Source organism: Hymenobacter psoromatis (assembly GCF_020012125.1).
Taxonomy (GTDB): Bacteria; Bacteroidota; Bacteroidia; order Cytophagales; family Hymenobacteraceae; genus Hymenobacter; species Hymenobacter psoromatis.
In genome coordinates this window covers 2,800,190-2,817,721 of the sequence record NZ_JAIFAG010000001.1, presented here as the reverse complement: position 1 = coordinate 2,817,721, position 17,532 = coordinate 2,800,190, and the positions used below count along the sequence as shown (strand labels likewise).

Sequence of the window (17,532 nt, the reverse complement as noted above, 5' to 3'; positions counted from 1 at the left end):
ACTCGTAAATTATTGCTAGTCAAGATATTATTTACGCCTTCTTAACCTCTTTTCCTCATGGAAATTATCAAAGAGAATACCCAGACCGGTCACGTATTGCTCGCCGTGCTGGCGGGGGTAGGGGCCGGCGTGCTTGGCGGGATACTGCTGGCCCCCACTGCCGGGGCGGCTACGCGCCAAAGCCTGAAAGGCCTGGCGCATAAGTACGCCGGCCTGGCCAGCGAGCAGCGGCAAGAAGCTGGCCATCACCTCGCCGAGCGGGCCACCAGGCTCAGGTTTGCTACGAAAGACCTGGTGAGCGATTGCCGGGGCTATCTCCAGCAATGGGGCCTGCTACCGGCAGCTCCAGACCGCCCCTACTAAGAGCCCCACTACTATATAACGCGCCCCTCGCGGGGCGGCAGTACCGGACCAAGCTGGTTCGGTACTGCCGCCCCGCGAGGGGCGCGTTATATAGTAGCTAACGAACGCCTTACAACGCGTTCAGCATCTTCACGATTTGGCGCTTGCGCTTACCTAGTTTGGCTTGCAGGCGGCCCACCAGCTCGTGGCCTTTGCCTTCTGCGTAAGTCAGGTCCTCGTCCGTGAGTTGGGGGTAGGCTTGTTGCAGCTTGCCTTTGAGCATACTCCACTCGCCGCGCATGCGCAGGCGGTGGTCCACGCGCAGGTTGCGGAATTTGCGGCGGCGCTCGATACCTTTTTCGGAGTAGAGCAGGACCCCGGCGAGGGCCCCAATGCCAGCGCCGGCGAGGAGGGTAAGGAAGACTTTACCGGTTTTGTTTTTGGGGGTTTCGGACGTCATGGCAAGTAAGCTAAAAAAGTGGGGAGGAAGCTACCGGCCAGCAGTAGCGCAGGCCGGCGGCGGTTTAGCAAAGGTGCCGCCGCCGCCCGCCGCGCGGCCCTGACTATCGTCAGGCCAGCACCTGATTTTTGTCATGGTCCAGTTGGGGTATTTGCCGGAAACTTGCAGCGTAACTGCTTTCCAAATAGAAGTACAACCATTTGGTTTACAAGAGGTAAGATTGGATTTGCGTCTCGCGTGCTGCTTCCCTACGGCGACAATCAGTTCCTTTTAATGGATTATTACTTAACCCCCGTGGCCGAGGTAGCCGCGGAGCTGCACACCTCGCCCGCCGGCCTCGACGCCGCCACGGCCCGGCAACGCCTGGCCGAGTATGGCCCCAACCAGTTGGCCGACACCCGGCAAAAAGCCTGGTGGCAGCTGTTGCTGCACCAGTTCACGGACGTGATGATACTGGTGCTGCTGGCGGCGGCCGTCCTCTCGGCCGTGGTGGGGGAGGTCCAGGCCGCCTATGTCATCCTGGCCATCGTCGTCCTGAACGCCTTCGTTGGATTCGGGCAGGAATACCAGGCCAACCAGGCGATGGCGGCCCTGCAGCAGCTGGCAACCCAGCAGGCCCAGGTGCTGCGCGGGGGCCTGCCGCACGCCGTGAACGCCACCGACCTGGTGCCCGGCGACGTGGTGCTGCTCGAAGCCGGCAACGTCATTCCGGCCGACGTGCGCTTTCTCGAAACCCACGCCCTGAAAGTTGATGAGTCGTCGCTGACCGGCGAATCGGTCAACGTGGAAAAAAACCCCGACCCGCTGCCCCCCGGCGCCTACCCCCTCGGCGACCGCCTGAACCTGGGCTACAAGGGCACGTTTGTGACCACTGGCCGGGCCACCGCCTACGTGGTGGCCACTGGCCCGAAAACCGAGCTGGGCAAAATCGCTACCCTCATTCAAGCCGATGAAACGCTGACGCCGCTGCAACAGCGACTAGCCACGCTGAGCAAGGGCCTGTCGGTGGCGATACTGGTTATTTGTGGGCTGTTTTTCGGCACGGGTTGGCTGCGGGGCGAGCCGCTGCTGCCCTGGTTGCTGGTGTCCGTCTCGCTGGCGGTAGCCGCTATTCCCGAAGCCCTGCCCGCGCTGGTCAGCATCACGCTGGCGCTGGGTGCCCGGTGGCTGAGCCAAAACCACGCCCTGGTCCGCAAGCTGCCGGCCGTGGAAACGCTGGGGTCCGTCACCTACATCTGCACCGACAAGACGGGAACCCTGACCCTCAATCAGATGACGGTGCAGGAAGTGTATGCCAACCCGGCGTTTGCCCTGCCCGCGCTGGGCGACCGCGACGCGCTGCTGACCGCCCTGGCCCTGAATACCGACGCCAGCCCCGGCCCCGACGGCCAGTGGCTGGGCGACTCGACCGAGGTGGCGCTGGCCCGCTACGCCGCCGACCACGCCTACCCCCGCCCGGCCCTGGAAGCCCGGTTTCCGCGCCTTGCCGAGCTGCCCTTCGACGCGGAGCGCAAGTGCATGACGACCCTGCACCAAACCCCGCACGGCGTGCTGGTGCTCACCAAAGGTGCGCCCGGCGTGCTCTTCGCCAAGCTCGCCGCCGACCAAAAAGCCCAGCTGCCCGACCTCGAACAGCACGCCAACGCCCAGGCCGCCCAGGGCTACCGCGTGCTGGCCTACGCTGCCAAGCTGCTGCCCGCCCTGCCGGCGCAGCCCGATGCGGCCACCCTCGAAACCGGCCTGGCCTTCATTGGCCTGGCCAGCCTCATCGACCCGGCCCGCGAGGAAGCCCGCCAGGCCGTGGCCGACTGCCAGGCGGCCGGCATTATCCCGGTGATGATTACCGGCGACCACCAGCTGACCGCCGAGGCCATTGCCCGCAAGCTGGGCATCCTGACCCGGTCCGGCGAGCTGGTGCTCACCGGGCCCGAGCTGGCCGCGCTCGACGAGGCCGCCTTCGCGGCCCTGGTGGAAAAGGTGCGGGTGTATGCCCGCGTGGACCCGGCCCAGAAGGTGCGCATCGTGCGCGCCCTGCAGGCCCGGCACCAATGCGTGGCCATGACCGGCGACGGCGTGAACGACGCCCCGGCCCTCAAAAACGCCGACATTGGCATTGCCATGGGCCACGGCGGCACGGAGGTGGCCAAAGAGGCGGCCGACATGATTTTGCTCGACGACGATTTTGCCACCATCGTGCAGGCGGTGCAGCGCGGCCGGCGGGTGTACGACAACATCCTGAAATTCATTCGCTACATCCTCTCCGGGAGCGTGGGTGAAATCTGGGCCGTCTTCCTGGCGCCCTGGCTGGGCCTACCCCTGCCGGTGCTGGCCATCCAGATTCTGTGGATTAACCTCGTGACGGACGGCCTGAGCCTGGCGCTGGCCTACGAGCCGGCCGAAGCGGATAGTATGCGCCGCCCGCCCCTCGACCCCCGGCAATCCATCTTCGCCGATGGCCTGGGCTGGTTCATTATGGGCGCGGGCCTGCTGCTGGGCAGCCTCACGCTGGGCCTGCAAGCCTGGGCCATCCGCGGCGGCCTGGCCCACTGGCAAACTATGGTATTTACCATGCTGCTATTCAGCCAGCTGGGCCTGGGGCTAGCCGTGCGCTCCCGCCGGGCTTCCTTCTTTCGCCTCGGGCTGCTGTCCAACAAGCCGCTGCTGGGGGCTCTGCTGGGCAGCGTGGCGCTTCAGCTGCTGCTGCTGTACGTGCCTTTTTTCAACCGGCTCTTTCACACCCAGCCGTTGTCGGGGGGCGAAATGGGGATTACCGTGGCCGTGTCGAGCCTGGTTTTTTGGGCGGTGGAAGGCCAGAAGCTCCTCGGCCGCTGGCGGGCGGCCCCGCTGCCCATGCCCGCTGCCCAGCCTCTACCCCTGCCGGCCGCGCTAGCCCCGGCTTAGCGCCTTTTTAGTACTTACTCCCGCCACCTTAGCCGCTTTGTTATGCCTCTGACGCTCGTTGTTTTCGCTGGTTTTTACGCCGCCGCCCGCCACGCCGAGCGCTACGCCGACACGTTGGGCGAGGCCCTGCACGGCCACTTGCTCCTGCTGCACGTCAACCGCGTCTCGCTCTTCGACCCGTATGAGCTAGTGGACGAGCGCTACCGCCAGGCCGAGCTGGCTACTGAAACGGATACCACGGCCGCCCTGCACCGGCAGGCCGCCGCGCTGCGCACCCCCGCTACCGTGCTGGTCACCACCGACCTGCTGCCCGAACTAGCTAATGACGTGGCCGCCCGGTACCGCCCGGCCCTGTTCGTGCTCAGCCAGCCCGACCCCGACCACCCGGCCGCCAGCGTGGTGGCCGACTGCGCCGAGCTGCTGCGCGCCGGCCACCACGCGCTGCTGGTGGTGCCCGCGCACGCCCCCGCCGACCAGCCCCCGCGCCGCATCCTGCTGGCCGCCGACCGCGAGCCCTTTACCCTGGCCCCGGCGGCTACCGCCCTGCGCGAGCTGCTGGCCTTGCCCGGCACCGCGCTGCTCGTGGCCCACGTGTCGGGTGGGGTGGAGGATGACAGCGGGTGCGCGGCGGCCCTGCGCGCCGTGCAAAACAGCGGCCTGGTAGACGGGCTGCCTACCCCCGAAGTAAGAGGCTATACAGCAGGTAATTATGCCGCCGGTGTGCTGGCCGCCGTGCGCGAAGCGCAGGCCGACCTGGTGGTGGTGTTCGCCCGCGAGCGCAGCTACCTGGGCGAGCTGTTTCATCGCAGCGTAACGGCCCGGCTGCTGGCCGATAGCCCCGTGCCGGTACTGGTGCTGCCCACCGCCGCCGTAGCCACGCCGGCCGCCGCGCCGGCCAGCACCTTCCCTGCCGCCACCGCCGCCCAATATGCCAGCGTCGTGCTCACCGGCCTCAGCCCGGCTTCCTGAGGAACCGCCGCTTTTCTTGCTAAGTGCATTACTGCCTCCCTTTTCAGCTTTTGCCATGAAAAAGAAACCCTTGCCGGTCCCTACCCCCCTGCCCGCTGCCGACCTGCCCACTACCCCCGTGCTGGCCATGAAAGCCCACGAGGGCACGCCCCAATACGGTGACTACGGCCACCCGTCCGCTGAGCCTACGCCGCTCGCGCCCGACCACCGCGCCGAAGGCGGCGACGTGTACGACCTCAGCCACGAGCAAACCGCGCTGTAAATCGCCGGTGGGGATGAACCCTCGCCACTTTCTGCCAGTAGCCGCCGGGCCGGCACCGGCCTGCTGGGCTACTACGCCTGGCACCAGGCCGCCGCCAGCACGGCCCGGTGCCAGGCAGATGCGCCCGCGCGGCCATTGCCCAGCGAGTGGTTTGTCTGGGCCTGAGCCGGGCGGCGCCTGAGCTGCCCGAGCGGGCTTGACAAACGTCATGCTTTTAGTAAATCATCGTCAGGGTAGGGGTGGGCGGGCGCGGCGACTTTTGCGGTGGCCTGCCCGCTAGCTAGTGGCGGGCTGCGCGCCGCCGCTGATTTCTCTTCCTTTTTCGGACACGTACCATGCAAACCCTCAAAACCTTTGAACAGACCCTGGAACACGTCGCCGATGCCGACATTACGACGGCTATCGAGCTGTTTTTTACAACTAAAAAAGGGGGTGGCCGCGCACCTGATTGACGTGGTGACCCACGAGGGCATCGTGCGGCTGACCGGCATCACGGATAACCTGCTCTCGCGGGAGCGGGCCGAGGAAATTGCCCTGAACCTGCGCGGGGTGCGCGGCGTGGTGAACGAGGTCCTCATCAGCACCCCCGACGTGCCCGACGATGAGCTGCGGTGCCACGTGGCCAGCGCCCTGGTCATCGACCCCGCCACTACGGACTATGACGTGCAGGCGACCGCCGCCGATGGCGTCCTAACCCTGACCGGCATGGTGCAGACGTGGGCCGAGAAAGAGCTAGTGCTGCGCGTGGGGCGGGGCGTGCGCGGGGTGCGCCGCCTGGTGGCCGACGACCTGCTCGTCTGCTGGGGCGAGATTCAGAACTCGGACGAGGAAATCAGCACCCAAATCCGGGAGCTGCTCGCCTGGGATATTCGGGTGAACACCGCCCTGGTCGAAGTACGCGTCAACGACCGGGTGGCGCACCTGAGCGGCACCGTGGGCACGGCCGCCGAAAAGGCCCACGTGGAAGCCACGGCTTACCAGGCCGGCGCGAGCCGCGTTGATATCCGCGACCTGGTTGTGGCGTACTGGGCCCTGGGCCACGAGCTGCGGCGCGACAAGCTGGCGACCCGCCCCGATGCCGACATTGCCCAGGCCGTGCGCGAGGCCGGCCAGCACCAGCCGCCGCTGCTGGTAGTGCTGGCCCGGCCCGACCAGGCTGTTGCCTCCGCAGAGCTCGTTGTCAGCACGGCCATGAACCTACTGCGCCACGCCCCCTACCCCCTGCTGCTGGTGCCAGCCGCCGGCTGGGATGCCACCCTACCCCGCCGCCTGCTGCTGGCCGTGGATGGGCAGCCGTTCCGCCTGCATCCGCACCAGGACCTACTGCGCCGGTTGCTGGTGGCCACGCAGGGCACGCTCGACGTGGTGCACGTCGTGCTGGAGGAAACCGCGCAACATAGCCCGGCCCCCGTGTTGGAAACGGTGGGTGAAAACAACCTGGTGGACTTCCTGCCCGGGCGCAACCTGCACCAGGTATATCAAACCACGGTGGTGGATGGGGTTTTGCAGGAGGCTGCCCGCCAGCTGGCCGATATGCTGGTAGTCGTGGCCCGGCCCCATAGCCTGTTCGGCAGACTATTTCACGAGAGTGTGACGGCGCAAATTCTGCGTGAAAGCCCCATTCCGGTGCTGGTGCTGCTGGCCGCAGCGCCTGGCCAGCCCCTTAGCTAACGGTCGATTTTCAGTTCTGCGCAGCGGCTTCGACAAGCAAAGGCCAGCTGCGCAGAACGTTCAGCGTTCTGATTCGACGCTGCGAGGCACGCAGCCCAATCCCTTCGGGTGGCCCCGGCAGGTAGCAGACTACCTGAAAGACGCCGCAAAAAATCGGCGGCGGCCGGACTTTTCCGGCAGAAGCTGAGCGGGGCGGCTCCGGTGCACTTCGCAGTATTTCCCGGCATTTTTTCTTCGCTATGCACCACCTCCCCACGCTTTTCGAAACCCTGGCCCAGCTCAAAAAGGCGGGCTACACCGAGGATTTCAATCTCAATAAAAACTACCTGGCGGGCCAGCGCTCGGCCATTCAGCTCTCGCCCGAGGAGTTTGTGGTAGACCAGCACTTTCGCTTCGAGGGCAACTCCGACCCCGATGATGAGGCCATCGTGTACGCTATTTCCGCCCTCCACTTTAACCTGAAAGGCACGCTGGTGAACGGCTACGGCCCGTCCAGCGACGCGGGGGCGGCCGAATTGATTCGGGCTTTGCAGGAAAAGATTACTTGATTACCAACATCTTATCCCACCCTACTATTTATCCCACCCTACTATGGCCATCCAAACTATCAATCCCACCACTAACCAAGTCGTCCAGTCGTTCGAAGAAATGACCGAGCCGGCCATTGACGCGGCAGTTGCCCAAGCGGCCACGGCTTTCGAGGCCTGGAAAACAACCACCTACCCCCACCGGGCCAAGCTGCTGCGCCGAGTAGCCGCGCAACTGCGGGCCCAAAAGCCGGCCCTGGCCCGGCTCGTTACCCTGGAAATGGGCAAGCTGCTGGCCCAAGCCGAGGGCGAGATTGAGCTGAGCGCCAATATCGTCGACTACTACGCCGAGCACGGGGCCGCGTTTCTGGCCGACCAGCCCCTGCACCCCGACCACGGTACGGCCCTGGTGCGCCACAGCCCCGTAGGGGTGCTGCTGGGGGTCGAGCCCTGGAATTTTCCCTTCTACCAAGTGGCTCGGTTTGCCGCGCCCAACCTCATGATTGGCAACGCGGTGCTGGTGAAGCACGCCTCCAGCGTGCCGCAGTGCGGCATCGCCATCGAGCGCCTGCTGCGCGAGGCTGGCGCCCCGGCCGGACTCTATACCAACCTGCTGATTTCGGGCCGCCGGGCCGATGCGCTGGTAACCGACCTGCGCATCAAGGGCGTGTCGCTGACGGGTAGTGAGGCGGCCGGGGCCAGCGTGGCCGCCGCCGCCGGCCAGAGCCTGAAAAAGTCGGTACTGGAGCTGGGCGGCAGCGATGCCTTTATCGTTCTGGAGGATGCCGACATTGACCGGACCGTGGACTGGGCCGTGGTGGGGCGCATCAACAACAACGGCGAGTGCTGCGTGGCCGCCAAGCGCCTTATTGCGGTGGAGGCGGTGGCCGACGAGTTTCTGCGAAAATTCACGGCGAAAATGGCGGCCTTGCGCGTGGGCGACCCCCTGGACCCGGCTGCCGAGCTGGGCCCCCTCAGCAGCGAGGCCGCCGCGGCCGGGCTGGTCGAGCAGGTGCAGCGGGCCGTGCACAACGGGGCCACGGTGGTGCTGGGGGGCCAGCGGGTGGCCCGGCCGGGCGCGTTTATGGCACCGACCATTCTCACGGACCTCACCCCGGCCAACCCGGTTTTTTGCGAGGAGCTATTTGGGCCGGTGGCGGCCTTTTTTCGCGTGCCCGACGAGGCCGCGGCCATTGCCCTGGCCAACGACTCGCCGTTTGGCCTCGGCGGCTCGGTCTTCACGCGGGACGTGGCGCGGGGCCAGCGCGTGGCCGACCAGCTCGATACGGGCATGGTGTTCGTCAACCACCCCACCTGGACGCAGGCCGACCTGCCCTTCGGCGGCACCAAGCGCTCGGGCTACGGCCGCGAGCTGGCCGGGCTGGGCATTGAGGAGTTCGTCAACAAAAAGCTCATCCGCGTGAGTGCCCTCATCGACCCGTTTTAGCGCCCGGCAGGGGGGTAGGGATTGTTTCGCAAGTTGCCGGCTGGCCGAGAGGCTGGCCGGATTTTTCCGTTTTTTTGTATGCGCCATCGGCTTTTATTTGAATCTCCCACGCTCGTGCTCGACTACGACGCCGTAGACGACCTGCTGCACGCCCGCTGGGGCCCGGCCCAAACGCTGGCTTCGACCCAGGCCGGCTACGAGCAGATACTGACTGTGCTACCAGTCCAGCACTGCCACCGCCTGCTCGACGACCGCCGCGCTTCGCACCTGATGTGGGACGAGCTGGCCACCTGGATGGCCACCGACTGGTACCCGCGCGCCCACGCGGCAGGCCTGCTGCGCCACGCCGTGGTGTTTGCCGAAGACTTTTTTGGGCACCTCGCCACCGCGCTGGTGCTGGCGCGCATAGACGGCGACGGCCAGCTCGTGGGCTTCAGCTCGGAAGCGGCGGCCCGCCAGATGCTGCTGGCCCCGTAGGCCGGCCCTGCTCTTTTCGTACCCGCTATGCTGCTCGATACCAAGCTCCCGGCTGCCTACCTCTTTCGGGGCATCCGCCCCGACCTGGTGCGGGTGCTGCTGATTTCCAGCTTCTTCCACCTGCTCAAGCTCTCGATTGGGGCCTTCCTGCCGCCCGTGCCGCTGCAGCTGCCCACCATTCTGGGCAGCCTGATTTCGCTGCTGCTGGCCTTCAAAACCAACCAGTCGTATGAGCGCTGGTGGGAGGCCCGCAAGGTGTGGGGCGCCATCGTCAACGACTCGCGCGCGCTGGTGCTGCAGGCCGGCGGCTTTGTGCCCGATGCCGTGCTGGCCGCCGCCCCGTGGCCGCTGCGCGCCCTGGCCCACCGCCAGATAGCCTGGTGCTACTGCCTTGGCGAAACCCTGCGCGGCCTCGACACCACCGCCACCCTCACCAAGTTCCTACCCCCCGACGAGCTGGCGTACACCCATAAGCAGGATAACAAGCCCCTGGCGCTGCTGGCCCTGCACACGGCGCAGCTCAAAAAGCTGTTTGAGCAAGGGGCCCTAAACGCCTACCAGCAAGTGCAGCTGGATGCCACGCTGGGGCGCCTCTGCGATGCGCTGGGCCAGGCCGAGCGCCTCAAGAGCACGGTGTTTCCGGCCAGCTACCGGCGGCTGGTGCATTTTTTCATCTACCTCTTTCTATTTACGCTTTCGCTGGGGCTGGTGCAGGCCATCGGGCTCTGGGAAATTCCGGTGCTGCTCACCACCGCCTCCACCTTCTTCCTGCTCGAGCGCACCGCCCGCTACCTGCAAGACCCCTTCAGCAACCAGCCCACCGATACGCCGGTCACGGCCCTGGCCCGCACCGTGGAAATCAACCTGCGCCAGCTGCTGCACGAAAGCGCCGTGCCCGCGCCGCTCGCGCCCGAAGGCTTCTATTTGCTATAAGGCGGTAGTTGGCTTTTCGCTAACCCGCATCCCATCTCTCCCTACCCCCGCGCCAATGGCCAGAGTCCCCGACCACCCTTTTTAGTAGTTTTTTATGATTAAGAATCTAGCTTATAGGAACTTGAGTTCTTATCATAAAGATAAAGCGGGGTACTTTAATGCTTGGGAAGTAGCCTTTGAGACTGTGGCCTTTAATGCCTTATGACCGACCGTTGATGGAACGCAAAATGTTCCAAATACCATCGCGCAGCCTGCGCTTACTGGCTTCTAGTTGAACTCACTTGCATTCCCGTCCAAGGGGAGCTGGCGTTGGAGTAGTGCTCAACTATATGAATTTGAGCGCGGCATTATCTGTGAACTGACCCAGGCCGGATTACTAGTAGCGCGGGCCCGTGGCCAGGAGGGCGGGCGGCCCAAAGGTTTCTCGGAAGAAGCCCTCTCTCCAAAGCCCAGGCTGCTAAAATCCGCTACCTACGGCAGGACAAAATTGTGGCTGAAATTGGCCAGCTCCTCGGCGTCGGCCACGCCACTAGTTACCACTACCTCCTGCACTTGGGCGTCCCGGCGGGCGGTAGTCAGCAGCCAGCCGGGGCTTAGCTTGCTTTTTTACCCCGAGGTAACGAGAACTCCGCTAGGACTTGGCTGCGAATGACTGGCGAAAGGCCAGGGGGGAAGTGCTCGTTTTTGTTTTGAACAACTTACTGAACGATTGAGAATGCTCGAAGCCCAGCTCATACGCAATCTCACTGATGGAGAGTTCGGTCAGCGAAAGTCGCTCTTTCGCCTGCTCAATCAGCTTGTGGTGAATGTGCTGTTGGGCGCTCAGCCCGGTGAGCGAGCGGAGCATATCACTCAGGTAGCTGGGGGTCAACTGCACCTGCGCCGCCAGGTACTGCACGGTGGGCAGGCCCTGGCGGAGCCCCTGGTGCCCGCCGAAATACTCGCTGAGCACCGCATCTACCCGCGCTAGCAGCCCCCGATTCACCGTGCGGCGGGTGATAAACTGCCGCGTGTAAAAGCGCTGGGTGTAGCTCAACAGCAATTCCAACTGCGCAATCAGTACATCCTGGCTGAAGTCATCGATGCGGTCGTGCAGCTCGTTCTCCAGGCTGTGGAAGAGCGCGAAAACGGTGGTCTTTTCCCTATCAGATAAGTGCAGGGCTTCGTTGGCCGCATACGAAAAGAAATTATAGTGCTTGATTTTTTGGGCCAGTGGGTAACCCAATAGCAGGTCGGGGTGGATGAGCAAGATATAGCCCGCCTGCGTACCAGCTTCCTCGTAGCTGCCCAGAAGCTGGTTGGGAGCCGCGCAGAGCAGGCTGCCTTCCGTAAAATCGTAGTAGCCCTGGCCGTATTTGATGGTACCGCTACCCCCCGTTTTGTACGCTATTTTGTAGAAGCTCAGCAGGTGAGAGCCGGATGATGACCCTACCTCCACCGGGGTAGCGGTGGTATCTACCAGACTGATGAGCGGATGCAGGGGCTTCGGCAGGCCAAAGGCCCGGTGCGCTTCCGTGATGGAGTCGAACTTATGTACGCTATTGGCTGGGTTTTTCATCGCGGGGCCTTCGGCAGCCCGCGGCGACGAGTCTCGTCGCCGCGGGCTGCTTTACCAGGTAAAAATAAGTACGCTAACATGCAAGCCCGCAGGCCAGGGCGCTGCGGTAGCGGCCAGCTCCGCACGCTGGCTCCGCTAGCTGGGCTGGCCCTGCGCCGCATCCGACACGGGGGCCCAGGCTTCCCAGGTGGCGAGGCGCTCGGCGTAGACGGTGCGCGTGTGGGGCAGCGACTGGCTGCCCAGGAATAGGCGCAGCGGCGGGGTAGGGGCATCCACAAGGGCGAACAAGGCGGCAGGGGTTGCCTGCGGGTCGCCCCTTTTGGAACCCCGCATCCGCTCCAGCATACTACTCCGCAAGGGGGCGTAGAGGTCCAGGCCGGGGGCAAATTTCAGGGATTGCGGGCTGCCGAAATCGGTGGCGTAGGCGCCCGGCTCGACCAGCGTGACGTGCAAGCCAAAGGGCTTAATTTCGGTCGCTAAGCTTTCGTGCAGGGCCTCAAAGGCCCACTTGGACGAGCAGTACGAGCCAATCAGCGGCATGGTCACCAGCCCGAGGCTGCTCGAAACGCCAATAATGTGCCCGCTGCCTTGCGCGCGCAGCAGCGGCAAGGCGGCCTGAATGATGGCCAGCGCCCCGAAGATGTTCGTGTCATAGAGGGCCTTTAAGTCCGCCGCGCTGACCTCCTCAATGGTGCCCACCAAGCTATAGCCGGCATTATTGAGCACAATGTCGAGCCGTCCGAAGTGCGCGTGCGCCTGCGCCACGACCGCTTTTACCTGCTCCGGGTTGGTCACGTCCAGCTCCAGCGGTAGCACGTTGGCCCCGTAGGTCTGCGGGAGGTCGGCCAGGCTGGCCAGCGTGCGGGCCGTGGCAACTACCCGGTCGCCCCGCCGCAGGGCGGCCTCGGTCCACAGGCGGCCGAAGCCACGCGAGGCCCCCGTGATAAACCAAATCCTACCCGCCGTGCCGGTAGTGGGTGCGGCGCTGCCGGGCAGCGGTTCCTGTTGCTGTACCATGTTTTTTCGTTTAGGTGAATGACCCTGCAAAGCTCGCCGGCTGCCAGGCGGTGCTTGTAGGCTAAACGAGGAATTTCGTAGTCGAAATGAGGCGGCCGGCTTCGCCCTGGCTGCCGCGCCAACGCACGGGCTCGGCGGTCATCTACAGGCGCTTCAGGGGGTGTTACCAAGCGGCTTAAAATAGCCCTGGGAGGGTTTGCTCGGCAACTGCCAAGCTACCACGTTACTGCCTGACCATCAGATGAGCATGACGTTGTTTATAACTTCCTCCCCAGCTCAAGTCCTACAAATCGCCCTTGACGGCGCGGCTCAACTAGGCAGGGGTGGGCGCACCGAGCTGGAGGAGCGGGAGCCTACCCCCGCGTAGGGGGCCGCTGCTGGTGCACGATTAATTCATCTACTTCCAGCCGGCCAATGCGCAGCTTGCGGATGGCACCCCGGTTCAGGTGCAGCTGTCCGATGGCGAGGGTGCCCACGGCCAGCGCGCCGATGGCCAGGGCCCCGACCGCAAGGGCTCCCAACGCCGTAGCGCTTATGGCCAGTCCTTTAAGCTTTAGTTGTTTAGGAGTTTGGCCGGCAGTGGCTGGCACGGCAGGATGAGTTGGGGCTTGCATGAGGAAGTTGAAAATGGGCGCAGCGGAGCTGCCCGTGAAAAAATCAATGGCTAAAGGGAAGTAAAATGACGCGGGCCGAATCGGCTCAGTGCTGCCAGTGAATGTGCTGGTCCTCCAAAGGCACCGAGATGCCCTCATAGGCAGGCAGGATGCGGGCCGTGAAATCGCTGGCGGGGCGGGTGGTGGTGACCAGGGCCTGGTAGGGGTAGTGGCCATCGGCATCGGGGGCCGCGTCCGGTTTTAGTGGGATGCGCTGGGGCGCGGCCCCATTGAGGCCCGTCGCGTACAGCTCGACCAGCACTTGGTCGGGGGTGAGCGCGCCGAGCCGAACCGGCACCTGAAGCCGGTAGCCGCCAGCGACGGTATCCGTTTGCACCTGGCCAAATTCCAGCTTATCCCACTCACTAGCAATTTGCTGGCGCTGCTGCACGATGGCCGCCCCGGCCGCGCCTTTGTTGGTGGCGAGTTGGGCGTAGCGGGTGGCGGCGGGCAGATAGTAGCTTTCCGTGTACTCGCGCACGGTGCGATTGGCGGAGAACTGCGGGGTGAGGGTGGCCATACTTTGGCGCATCCGCTCGACCCAGCGGGCGGAGATGCCGTGCGCGTCGCGGGCGTAGAACTCGGGCACCACCTGGGTTTCGAGCAGGGTGTAGAGCGCATCGGCCTCGGCGGCATCCCAGGCGGGGTCGTCGCCGTGCTCCTGGCCGTCGCCGATGGCCCAGCCCACTGCGGGGGTGTAGGCTTCGGCCCACCAGCCGTCCAGCTCCGAGAGGTTGAGGCCGCCATTCACGAGCACCTTCATGCCACTGGTGCCGCTGGCTTCCCAAGGCCGGCGGGGCGTGTTCAGCCACACATCCACGCCCTGCACGAGGTGCTCGGCCATGAGCATGTCATAATCACTCAGAAAAACTACGTGCTGATGCAGCTGGTGCTGGTCAATAAACTGTATCCACCGCTGAATCAGCACCTTACTTCCCTCGTCGAAGGGCGGGGCCTTGCCGGCCAGCACCAACTGCACGGGCTGCTCGCGGTTGGTGAGCAGGCGGACGAACCGCTCGGGGTCGTGCAGCAGCAGGTCGGGCCGCTTGTAGTCCACGAAGCGGCGGGCAAAGCCCAGCAGCAACGTATTGTCGTCGAATACCTTACCGGCGATAGTAACCAACTCCGATGGGTAGCCCGCTACGGTGAACTGCCGGGCCAGCCGCTCGCGGGTATAGGCCACCAGCGCCTGGCGGCAGCTGGTCGCCAGTTGCCACAAGTCGGCGTCGGGCACCTGGCTGATGTGCTGGGCCAGCGCGGCCAGGTCGCCGCGCCACCGGTCTTTGCCGCAGGCGGTGGTCCAGATGGCATCGGCGGCTTCGGCGTCCCAGCTGGGCATGTGCACGCCGTTGGTAACGTAGCCAATCGGCACCTCCTCAACGGGCCAGCGCGGAAACAGCCCGCTGAACAGCTGCCGGCTCACCTGCCCGTGCAGCCTGCTCACCCCATTGATGCCCCCGCAGCCCCGAATGGCCAGAAAGGCCATGTTGAAGCTCTCCGAGGAATCGGTGGGGCGCTGGCGGCCCAGCGCCAGCAGGGTATCCAGGTCGATGCCCAACTCCTGCCGGGCGTAGTCGCCCAAAAACTGGTTCATCAGGGCCGGACTGAAGTGGTCGAACCCCGCCGCCACGGCCGTATGGGTGGTGAAGTGGTTGCCGGGGCGCGTCACGGCCAGCGCCGCTGCAAAGTCGAGGCCGATTTCCCGCATCAGGGTTTTCGCCCGCTCTAGCACCACGAAGGCCGCGTGGCCCTCGTTGAGGTGGCACACGTCGGGCCGGATGCCTAGGGCCTGCAATACCCGCCAACCGCCGATGCCGAGGATAATTTCCTGCTGAATGCGCTGCTCCATACCCCCGCCGTACAGCTCGGTCGTGACGCCCCGGTGCTGCGGCAGGTTGGCCGGGTCGTTGCTATCGAGCAAATACAGCATCACGTCGCCCACCTGCGCCTGCCAGATGCGCAGCCACACCGGAAAGCCCGACAGGGTAATCTTCAGCCGCAGCCACTCGCCGTTGGGCAGGCGCAGCGGGGTAATGGGCAGCTGGCCGGGGTCGTTGTATGGAAACAGCGCCTGCTGCATCCCCTGGCGGTCGATTTCCTGTCGGAAGTAGCCCTGCTGATACAGCAGCCCCACCGCCACCACGGGCACGCCCAGGTCGCTGGCCGTTTTTAGCTGGTCGCCGGCCACGTTGCCCAGCCCGCCCACGTAAATGGGCAGCGCCTCGCTCAGCATATACTCCATGCTGAAATAGGCCACGCAGGTCAGGGGCGAGTTCGGGTGCTCCTCCTGAAACCACTTGGGGCGGTCGGTGGCTTGCTGCTTTTGCGCCGCCAGCGCCGCCATCTGGCCTTGGAAGGCCGGGTCGGCGAGGCGCTGTTCCAGCACTTCGCGCGAGGCGGTTTGCAGCACCACCCAGGGGTTGTGGGTGCGCTCCCACAACTCGGCGTCGAGCTGCTGCCAGAGCGTATCGGCCGCGTGGTTCCACGACCAGCGCAGGTCGAGGGCCAGCTCGGTCAGGGTGTCAAGGCCGGGTAGCTCGGTGGGCAGGAAGCCGTGGCTGCGGGTGAAAGTTGGGGTGTTGGGAGTCATGGGGGAGTGGGGAGTGAAGCGCCCGCCAGCGCCGTTAGTTATCACTACTTAATCAGGATTTCGCCAAGGCGGTATCCACCATTTCCTGGGCCTGCGTCATAATCTCAGTAAGGTGCTCGGTGCCCAGAAAGCTCTCACCGTAAATCTTATAAATAGCCTCCGTGCCCGAGGGGCGGGCGGCAAACCACCCGTTCTGCGTCGTTACTTTCAGGCCCCCGATGGGTGCGTGGTTGCCGGGGGCCTGGGTCAGGATGGCGGTTATCTTCTCGCCGGCCAGCTCGGTGCTGGTCACCTGCTTGGCCGTGAGGGCCGCGAGCTTTTGCTGCTGGGCCGGCGTGGCCGGGGCCTCCGCCAGCTTGGTTACCGGGTCACCCAGCTCGTGGGTGATGGCCTGGTACAGCTCGCCGGGGTCGTGGCCCAGGCGCGCCGTCATTTCGGCCGACAGCAGGGCCGGGATGAAGCCATCTTTATCGGTAGTCCAGACCTGGCCATTAAGCCGCGAAAACGCGGCCCCGGCGCTTTCCTCGGCCGCGAATCCCAGGGAGCCATCAAGCAGGCCCGCCGCAAACCACTTGAAGCCGACGGGCGTTTCAAACACCCGGCGGCCCAGCCGGGTGGCCGCCCGTTCGAGCAGCTGACTGGTCACCACCGACTTGCCCACGGCCGCCCCGCCGCCCCAGTCGGGCCGGTGCCGAAACAGATAGTCGACGCACACGGTAAGGTAATGATTAGGGGGTAGCAGGCCGTGGCTGCGCGTCACGATGCCGTGCCGGTCGTGGTCGGTGTCGCAGGCAAAGGCGATGTCAAACTTGTCTTTGAGCTTAATCAGGCTCTGCATGGCGTAGGGCGAGGACGGGTCCATGCGAATCTGCCCGTCCCAGTCCACGGTCATGAAGCGGAAAGTGGGGTCCACGGTCTGGTTAACCACCGTGAGGTTGAGCCGGTAGTGCGCCGCAATAGCGCCCCAGTAATGCACCCCGGCCCCGCCCAGCGGGTCCACGCCCAGGTGCAGGCTACCCCCCCGGATAACGTCCATGTCGAGCACGCTGCCCAGGTCGGCAATATAGGTGTGGAGGTAGTCGTGCGTCTGCGTAGTAGCGGCCCGCCGGGCTTTTTCCAGCAACATACGCTTTACTCCTTTTAAGTTATTGCTCAGCAGCTCGTTAGATTTGTTTTGAATCCACTCCGTTACGGCCGTGGCGGCCCCGCCGCCCTGGGGCGGGTTGTACTTGAAGCCGCCGTCGTGGGGCGGGTTGTGCGAGGGCGTAATCACGATGCCGTCGGCCCAGCCGTGTTTCCTACCCTGGTTGTAGCCCACGATGGCGTGCGAAATAACCGGCGTGGGCGTGTACTCGTCGTCGGTGGCCAGCATCACGGTTACCCCATTGGCGGCCAGCACTTCGAGAGCCGTGCTCAGGGCCGGCACCGAAAGCGCGTGGGTATCCAGGCCCATAAACAGCGGGCCGTCAATCTGATGGGCTTTCCGGTAGAGGCAAATGCTCTGGGTGATGGCCAGGATATGGTCTTCGTTGAAGGACCGGGTAAAGGAGGAGCCGCGGTGCCCGGACGTGCCAAACGCCACCCGCTGGGCCGGCACCGCCGGGTCGGGCTTATCGGTGTAATAAGCCGAGACGAGCCGGGGCACATTGACCAGGATATCGGGCGGGGCCGGCTTGCCGGCCAAAGGGCTTATTTGCATAAGGAGGGGTAGGATTGCCTGATTTT

At 64.8% G+C, this 17,532-nt stretch carries 16 protein-coding genes; 9 read left to right on the top strand and 7 right to left on the bottom strand.

The window, feature by feature from the left end; all coding sequences use genetic code 11:
* Positions 1–57 precede the first annotated feature (57 nt).
* Complete coding sequence (locus LC531_RS12300) at positions 58–363, top strand: hypothetical protein (RefSeq protein WP_223650581.1); 306 nt, start codon at positions 58–60, stop codon at positions 361–363.
* Between the two features lie 109 nt (positions 364–472).
* On the opposite strand, the gene LC531_RS12295 is transcribed toward LC531_RS12300, so the two are convergent.
* Positions 473–802: a CsbD family protein gene (locus tag LC531_RS12295; RefSeq protein WP_223650580.1), complete on the bottom strand. Its 330-nt coding sequence runs from the start codon at positions 800–802 to the stop codon at positions 473–475.
* A gap of 273 nt (positions 803–1,075) precedes the next feature.
* Here LC531_RS12295 and LC531_RS12290 point away from each other — a divergent pair, with 273 nt between their 5' ends.
* The 3 genes from LC531_RS12290 to LC531_RS12280 are packed head-to-tail and all read left to right on the top strand — an operon-like array spanning position 1,076 to position 4,934.
* Positions 1,076–3,703 (top strand): cation-translocating P-type ATPase, encoded by a 2,628-nt coding sequence (locus LC531_RS12290; RefSeq protein ID WP_223650579.1) that lies wholly within the window; start codon positions 1,076–1,078, stop codon positions 3,701–3,703.
* 42 nt (positions 3,704–3,745) lie between these two features.
* Entirely contained in the window at positions 3,746–4,672 is a 927-nt protein-coding gene (locus LC531_RS12285; RefSeq protein WP_223650578.1) for a universal stress protein, read from the top strand.
* Between the two features lie 55 nt (positions 4,673–4,727).
* Positions 4,728–4,934, top strand: a complete 207-nt coding sequence (locus LC531_RS12280) for a hypothetical protein (RefSeq protein WP_223650577.1) — start codon at positions 4,728–4,730, stop codon at positions 4,932–4,934.
* A gap of 71 nt (positions 4,935–5,005) precedes the next feature.
* Here LC531_RS12280 and LC531_RS22725 read toward each other — a convergent pair whose 3' ends face one another.
* Positions 5,006–5,137 (bottom strand): hypothetical protein, encoded by a 132-nt coding sequence (locus tag LC531_RS22725; protein WP_262903284.1) that lies wholly within the window; start codon positions 5,135–5,137, stop codon positions 5,006–5,008.
* A 229-nt stretch (positions 5,138–5,366) separates the two neighbouring features.
* On the opposite strand from LC531_RS22725, the gene LC531_RS12275 reads away from it, so the two are divergent.
* The 5 genes from LC531_RS12275 to LC531_RS12255 all read left to right on the top strand — a co-directional run bounded on the left by LC531_RS12275 (position 5,367) and on the right by LC531_RS12255 (position 9,989).
* Positions 5,367–6,605 (top strand): BON domain-containing protein, encoded by a 1,239-nt coding sequence (locus tag LC531_RS12275; RefSeq protein ID WP_223650576.1) that lies wholly within the window; start codon positions 5,367–5,369, stop codon positions 6,603–6,605.
* A gap of 239 nt (positions 6,606–6,844) precedes the next feature.
* Complete coding sequence (locus LC531_RS12270; protein ID WP_223650575.1) at positions 6,845–7,153, top strand: phosphoribosylpyrophosphate synthetase; 309 nt, start codon at positions 6,845–6,847, stop codon at positions 7,151–7,153.
* A 43-nt stretch (positions 7,154–7,196) separates the two neighbouring features.
* The gene (locus LC531_RS12265) at positions 7,197–8,579 is read left to right on the top strand and encodes an NAD-dependent succinate-semialdehyde dehydrogenase (protein ID WP_223650574.1); all 1,383 of its coding nucleotides are present in this window, start codon (positions 7,197–7,199) and stop codon (positions 8,577–8,579) included.
* Positions 8,580–8,657: 78 nt separating this feature from the next.
* Positions 8,658–9,056 carry a hypothetical protein gene (locus LC531_RS12260; protein ID WP_223650573.1) on the top strand — a complete coding sequence of 133 codons (399 nt, stop codon included), beginning with the start codon at positions 8,658–8,660 and terminating at the stop codon, positions 9,054–9,056.
* 27 nt (positions 9,057–9,083) lie between these two features.
* Positions 9,084–9,989 (top strand): bestrophin family protein, encoded by a 906-nt coding sequence (locus LC531_RS12255; protein ID WP_223650572.1) that lies wholly within the window; start codon positions 9,084–9,086, stop codon positions 9,987–9,989.
* Between the two features lie 631 nt (positions 9,990–10,620).
* Here the strand turns inward: LC531_RS12255 and LC531_RS12250 are convergent.
* From LC531_RS12250 to pgm, 5 genes are all read right to left on the bottom strand, one after another.
* Positions 10,621–11,547: a helix-turn-helix domain-containing protein gene (locus LC531_RS12250; protein WP_223650571.1), complete on the bottom strand. Its 927-nt coding sequence runs from the start codon at positions 11,545–11,547 to the stop codon at positions 10,621–10,623.
* Positions 11,548–11,682: 135 nt separating this feature from the next.
* Positions 11,683–12,564, bottom strand: a complete 882-nt coding sequence (locus tag LC531_RS12245) for an SDR family NAD(P)-dependent oxidoreductase (protein WP_223650570.1) — start codon at positions 12,562–12,564, stop codon at positions 11,683–11,685.
* Positions 12,565–12,917: 353 nt separating this feature from the next.
* Positions 12,918–13,178 (bottom strand): hypothetical protein, encoded by a 261-nt coding sequence (locus LC531_RS12240; protein WP_223650569.1) that lies wholly within the window; start codon positions 13,176–13,178, stop codon positions 12,918–12,920.
* An 85-nt stretch (positions 13,179–13,263) separates the two neighbouring features.
* Positions 13,264–15,807 carry an alpha-glucan family phosphorylase gene (glgP, locus tag LC531_RS12235; protein ID WP_223650568.1) on the bottom strand — a complete coding sequence of 848 codons (2,544 nt, stop codon included), beginning with the start codon at positions 15,805–15,807 and terminating at the stop codon, positions 13,264–13,266.
* 52 nt (positions 15,808–15,859) lie between these two features.
* Positions 15,860–17,506 (bottom strand): phosphoglucomutase (alpha-D-glucose-1,6-bisphosphate-dependent), encoded by a 1,647-nt coding sequence (gene pgm, locus LC531_RS12230; RefSeq protein WP_223650567.1) that lies wholly within the window; start codon positions 17,504–17,506, stop codon positions 15,860–15,862.
* Positions 17,507–17,532: the final 26 nt, after the last annotated feature.

Excerpts from the sequence above, each read along its gene's own strand:
- LC531_RS12285 (WP_223650578.1), top strand. The coding sequence starts at position 3,746 with ATGCCTCTGACGCTCGTTGTTTTCGCTGGTTTTTACGCCGCCGCCCGC.
- LC531_RS12245 (WP_223650570.1), bottom strand. The coding sequence starts at position 12,564 with ATGGTACAGCAACAGGAACCGCTGCCCGGCAGCGCCGCACCCACTACC.
- LC531_RS12300 (WP_223650581.1), top strand. The coding sequence starts at position 58 with ATGGAAATTATCAAAGAGAATACCCAGACCGGTCACGTATTGCTCGCC.
- pgm (WP_223650567.1), bottom strand. The coding sequence starts at position 17,506 with ATGCAAATAAGCCCTTTGGCCGGCAAGCCGGCCCCGCCCGATATCCTG.
- LC531_RS12290 (WP_223650579.1), top strand. The coding sequence starts at position 1,076 with ATGGATTATTACTTAACCCCCGTGGCCGAGGTAGCCGCGGAGCTGCAC.
- glgP (WP_223650568.1), bottom strand. The coding sequence starts at position 15,807 with ATGACTCCCAACACCCCAACTTTCACCCGCAGCCACGGCTTCCTGCCC.
- LC531_RS12270 (WP_223650575.1), top strand. The coding sequence starts at position 6,845 with ATGCACCACCTCCCCACGCTTTTCGAAACCCTGGCCCAGCTCAAAAAG.
- LC531_RS12250 (WP_223650571.1), bottom strand. The coding sequence starts at position 11,547 with ATGAAAAACCCAGCCAATAGCGTACATAAGTTCGACTCCATCACGGAA.
- LC531_RS12260 (WP_223650573.1), top strand. The coding sequence starts at position 8,658 with ATGCGCCATCGGCTTTTATTTGAATCTCCCACGCTCGTGCTCGACTAC.
- LC531_RS12265 (WP_223650574.1), top strand. The coding sequence starts at position 7,197 with ATGGCCATCCAAACTATCAATCCCACCACTAACCAAGTCGTCCAGTCG.
- LC531_RS12295 (WP_223650580.1), bottom strand. The coding sequence starts at position 802 with ATGACGTCCGAAACCCCCAAAAACAAAACCGGTAAAGTCTTCCTTACC.
- LC531_RS12255 (WP_223650572.1), top strand. The coding sequence starts at position 9,084 with ATGCTGCTCGATACCAAGCTCCCGGCTGCCTACCTCTTTCGGGGCATC.
- LC531_RS12280 (WP_223650577.1), top strand. The coding sequence starts at position 4,728 with ATGAAAAAGAAACCCTTGCCGGTCCCTACCCCCCTGCCCGCTGCCGAC.
- LC531_RS12240 (WP_223650569.1), bottom strand. The coding sequence starts at position 13,178 with ATGCAAGCCCCAACTCATCCTGCCGTGCCAGCCACTGCCGGCCAAACT.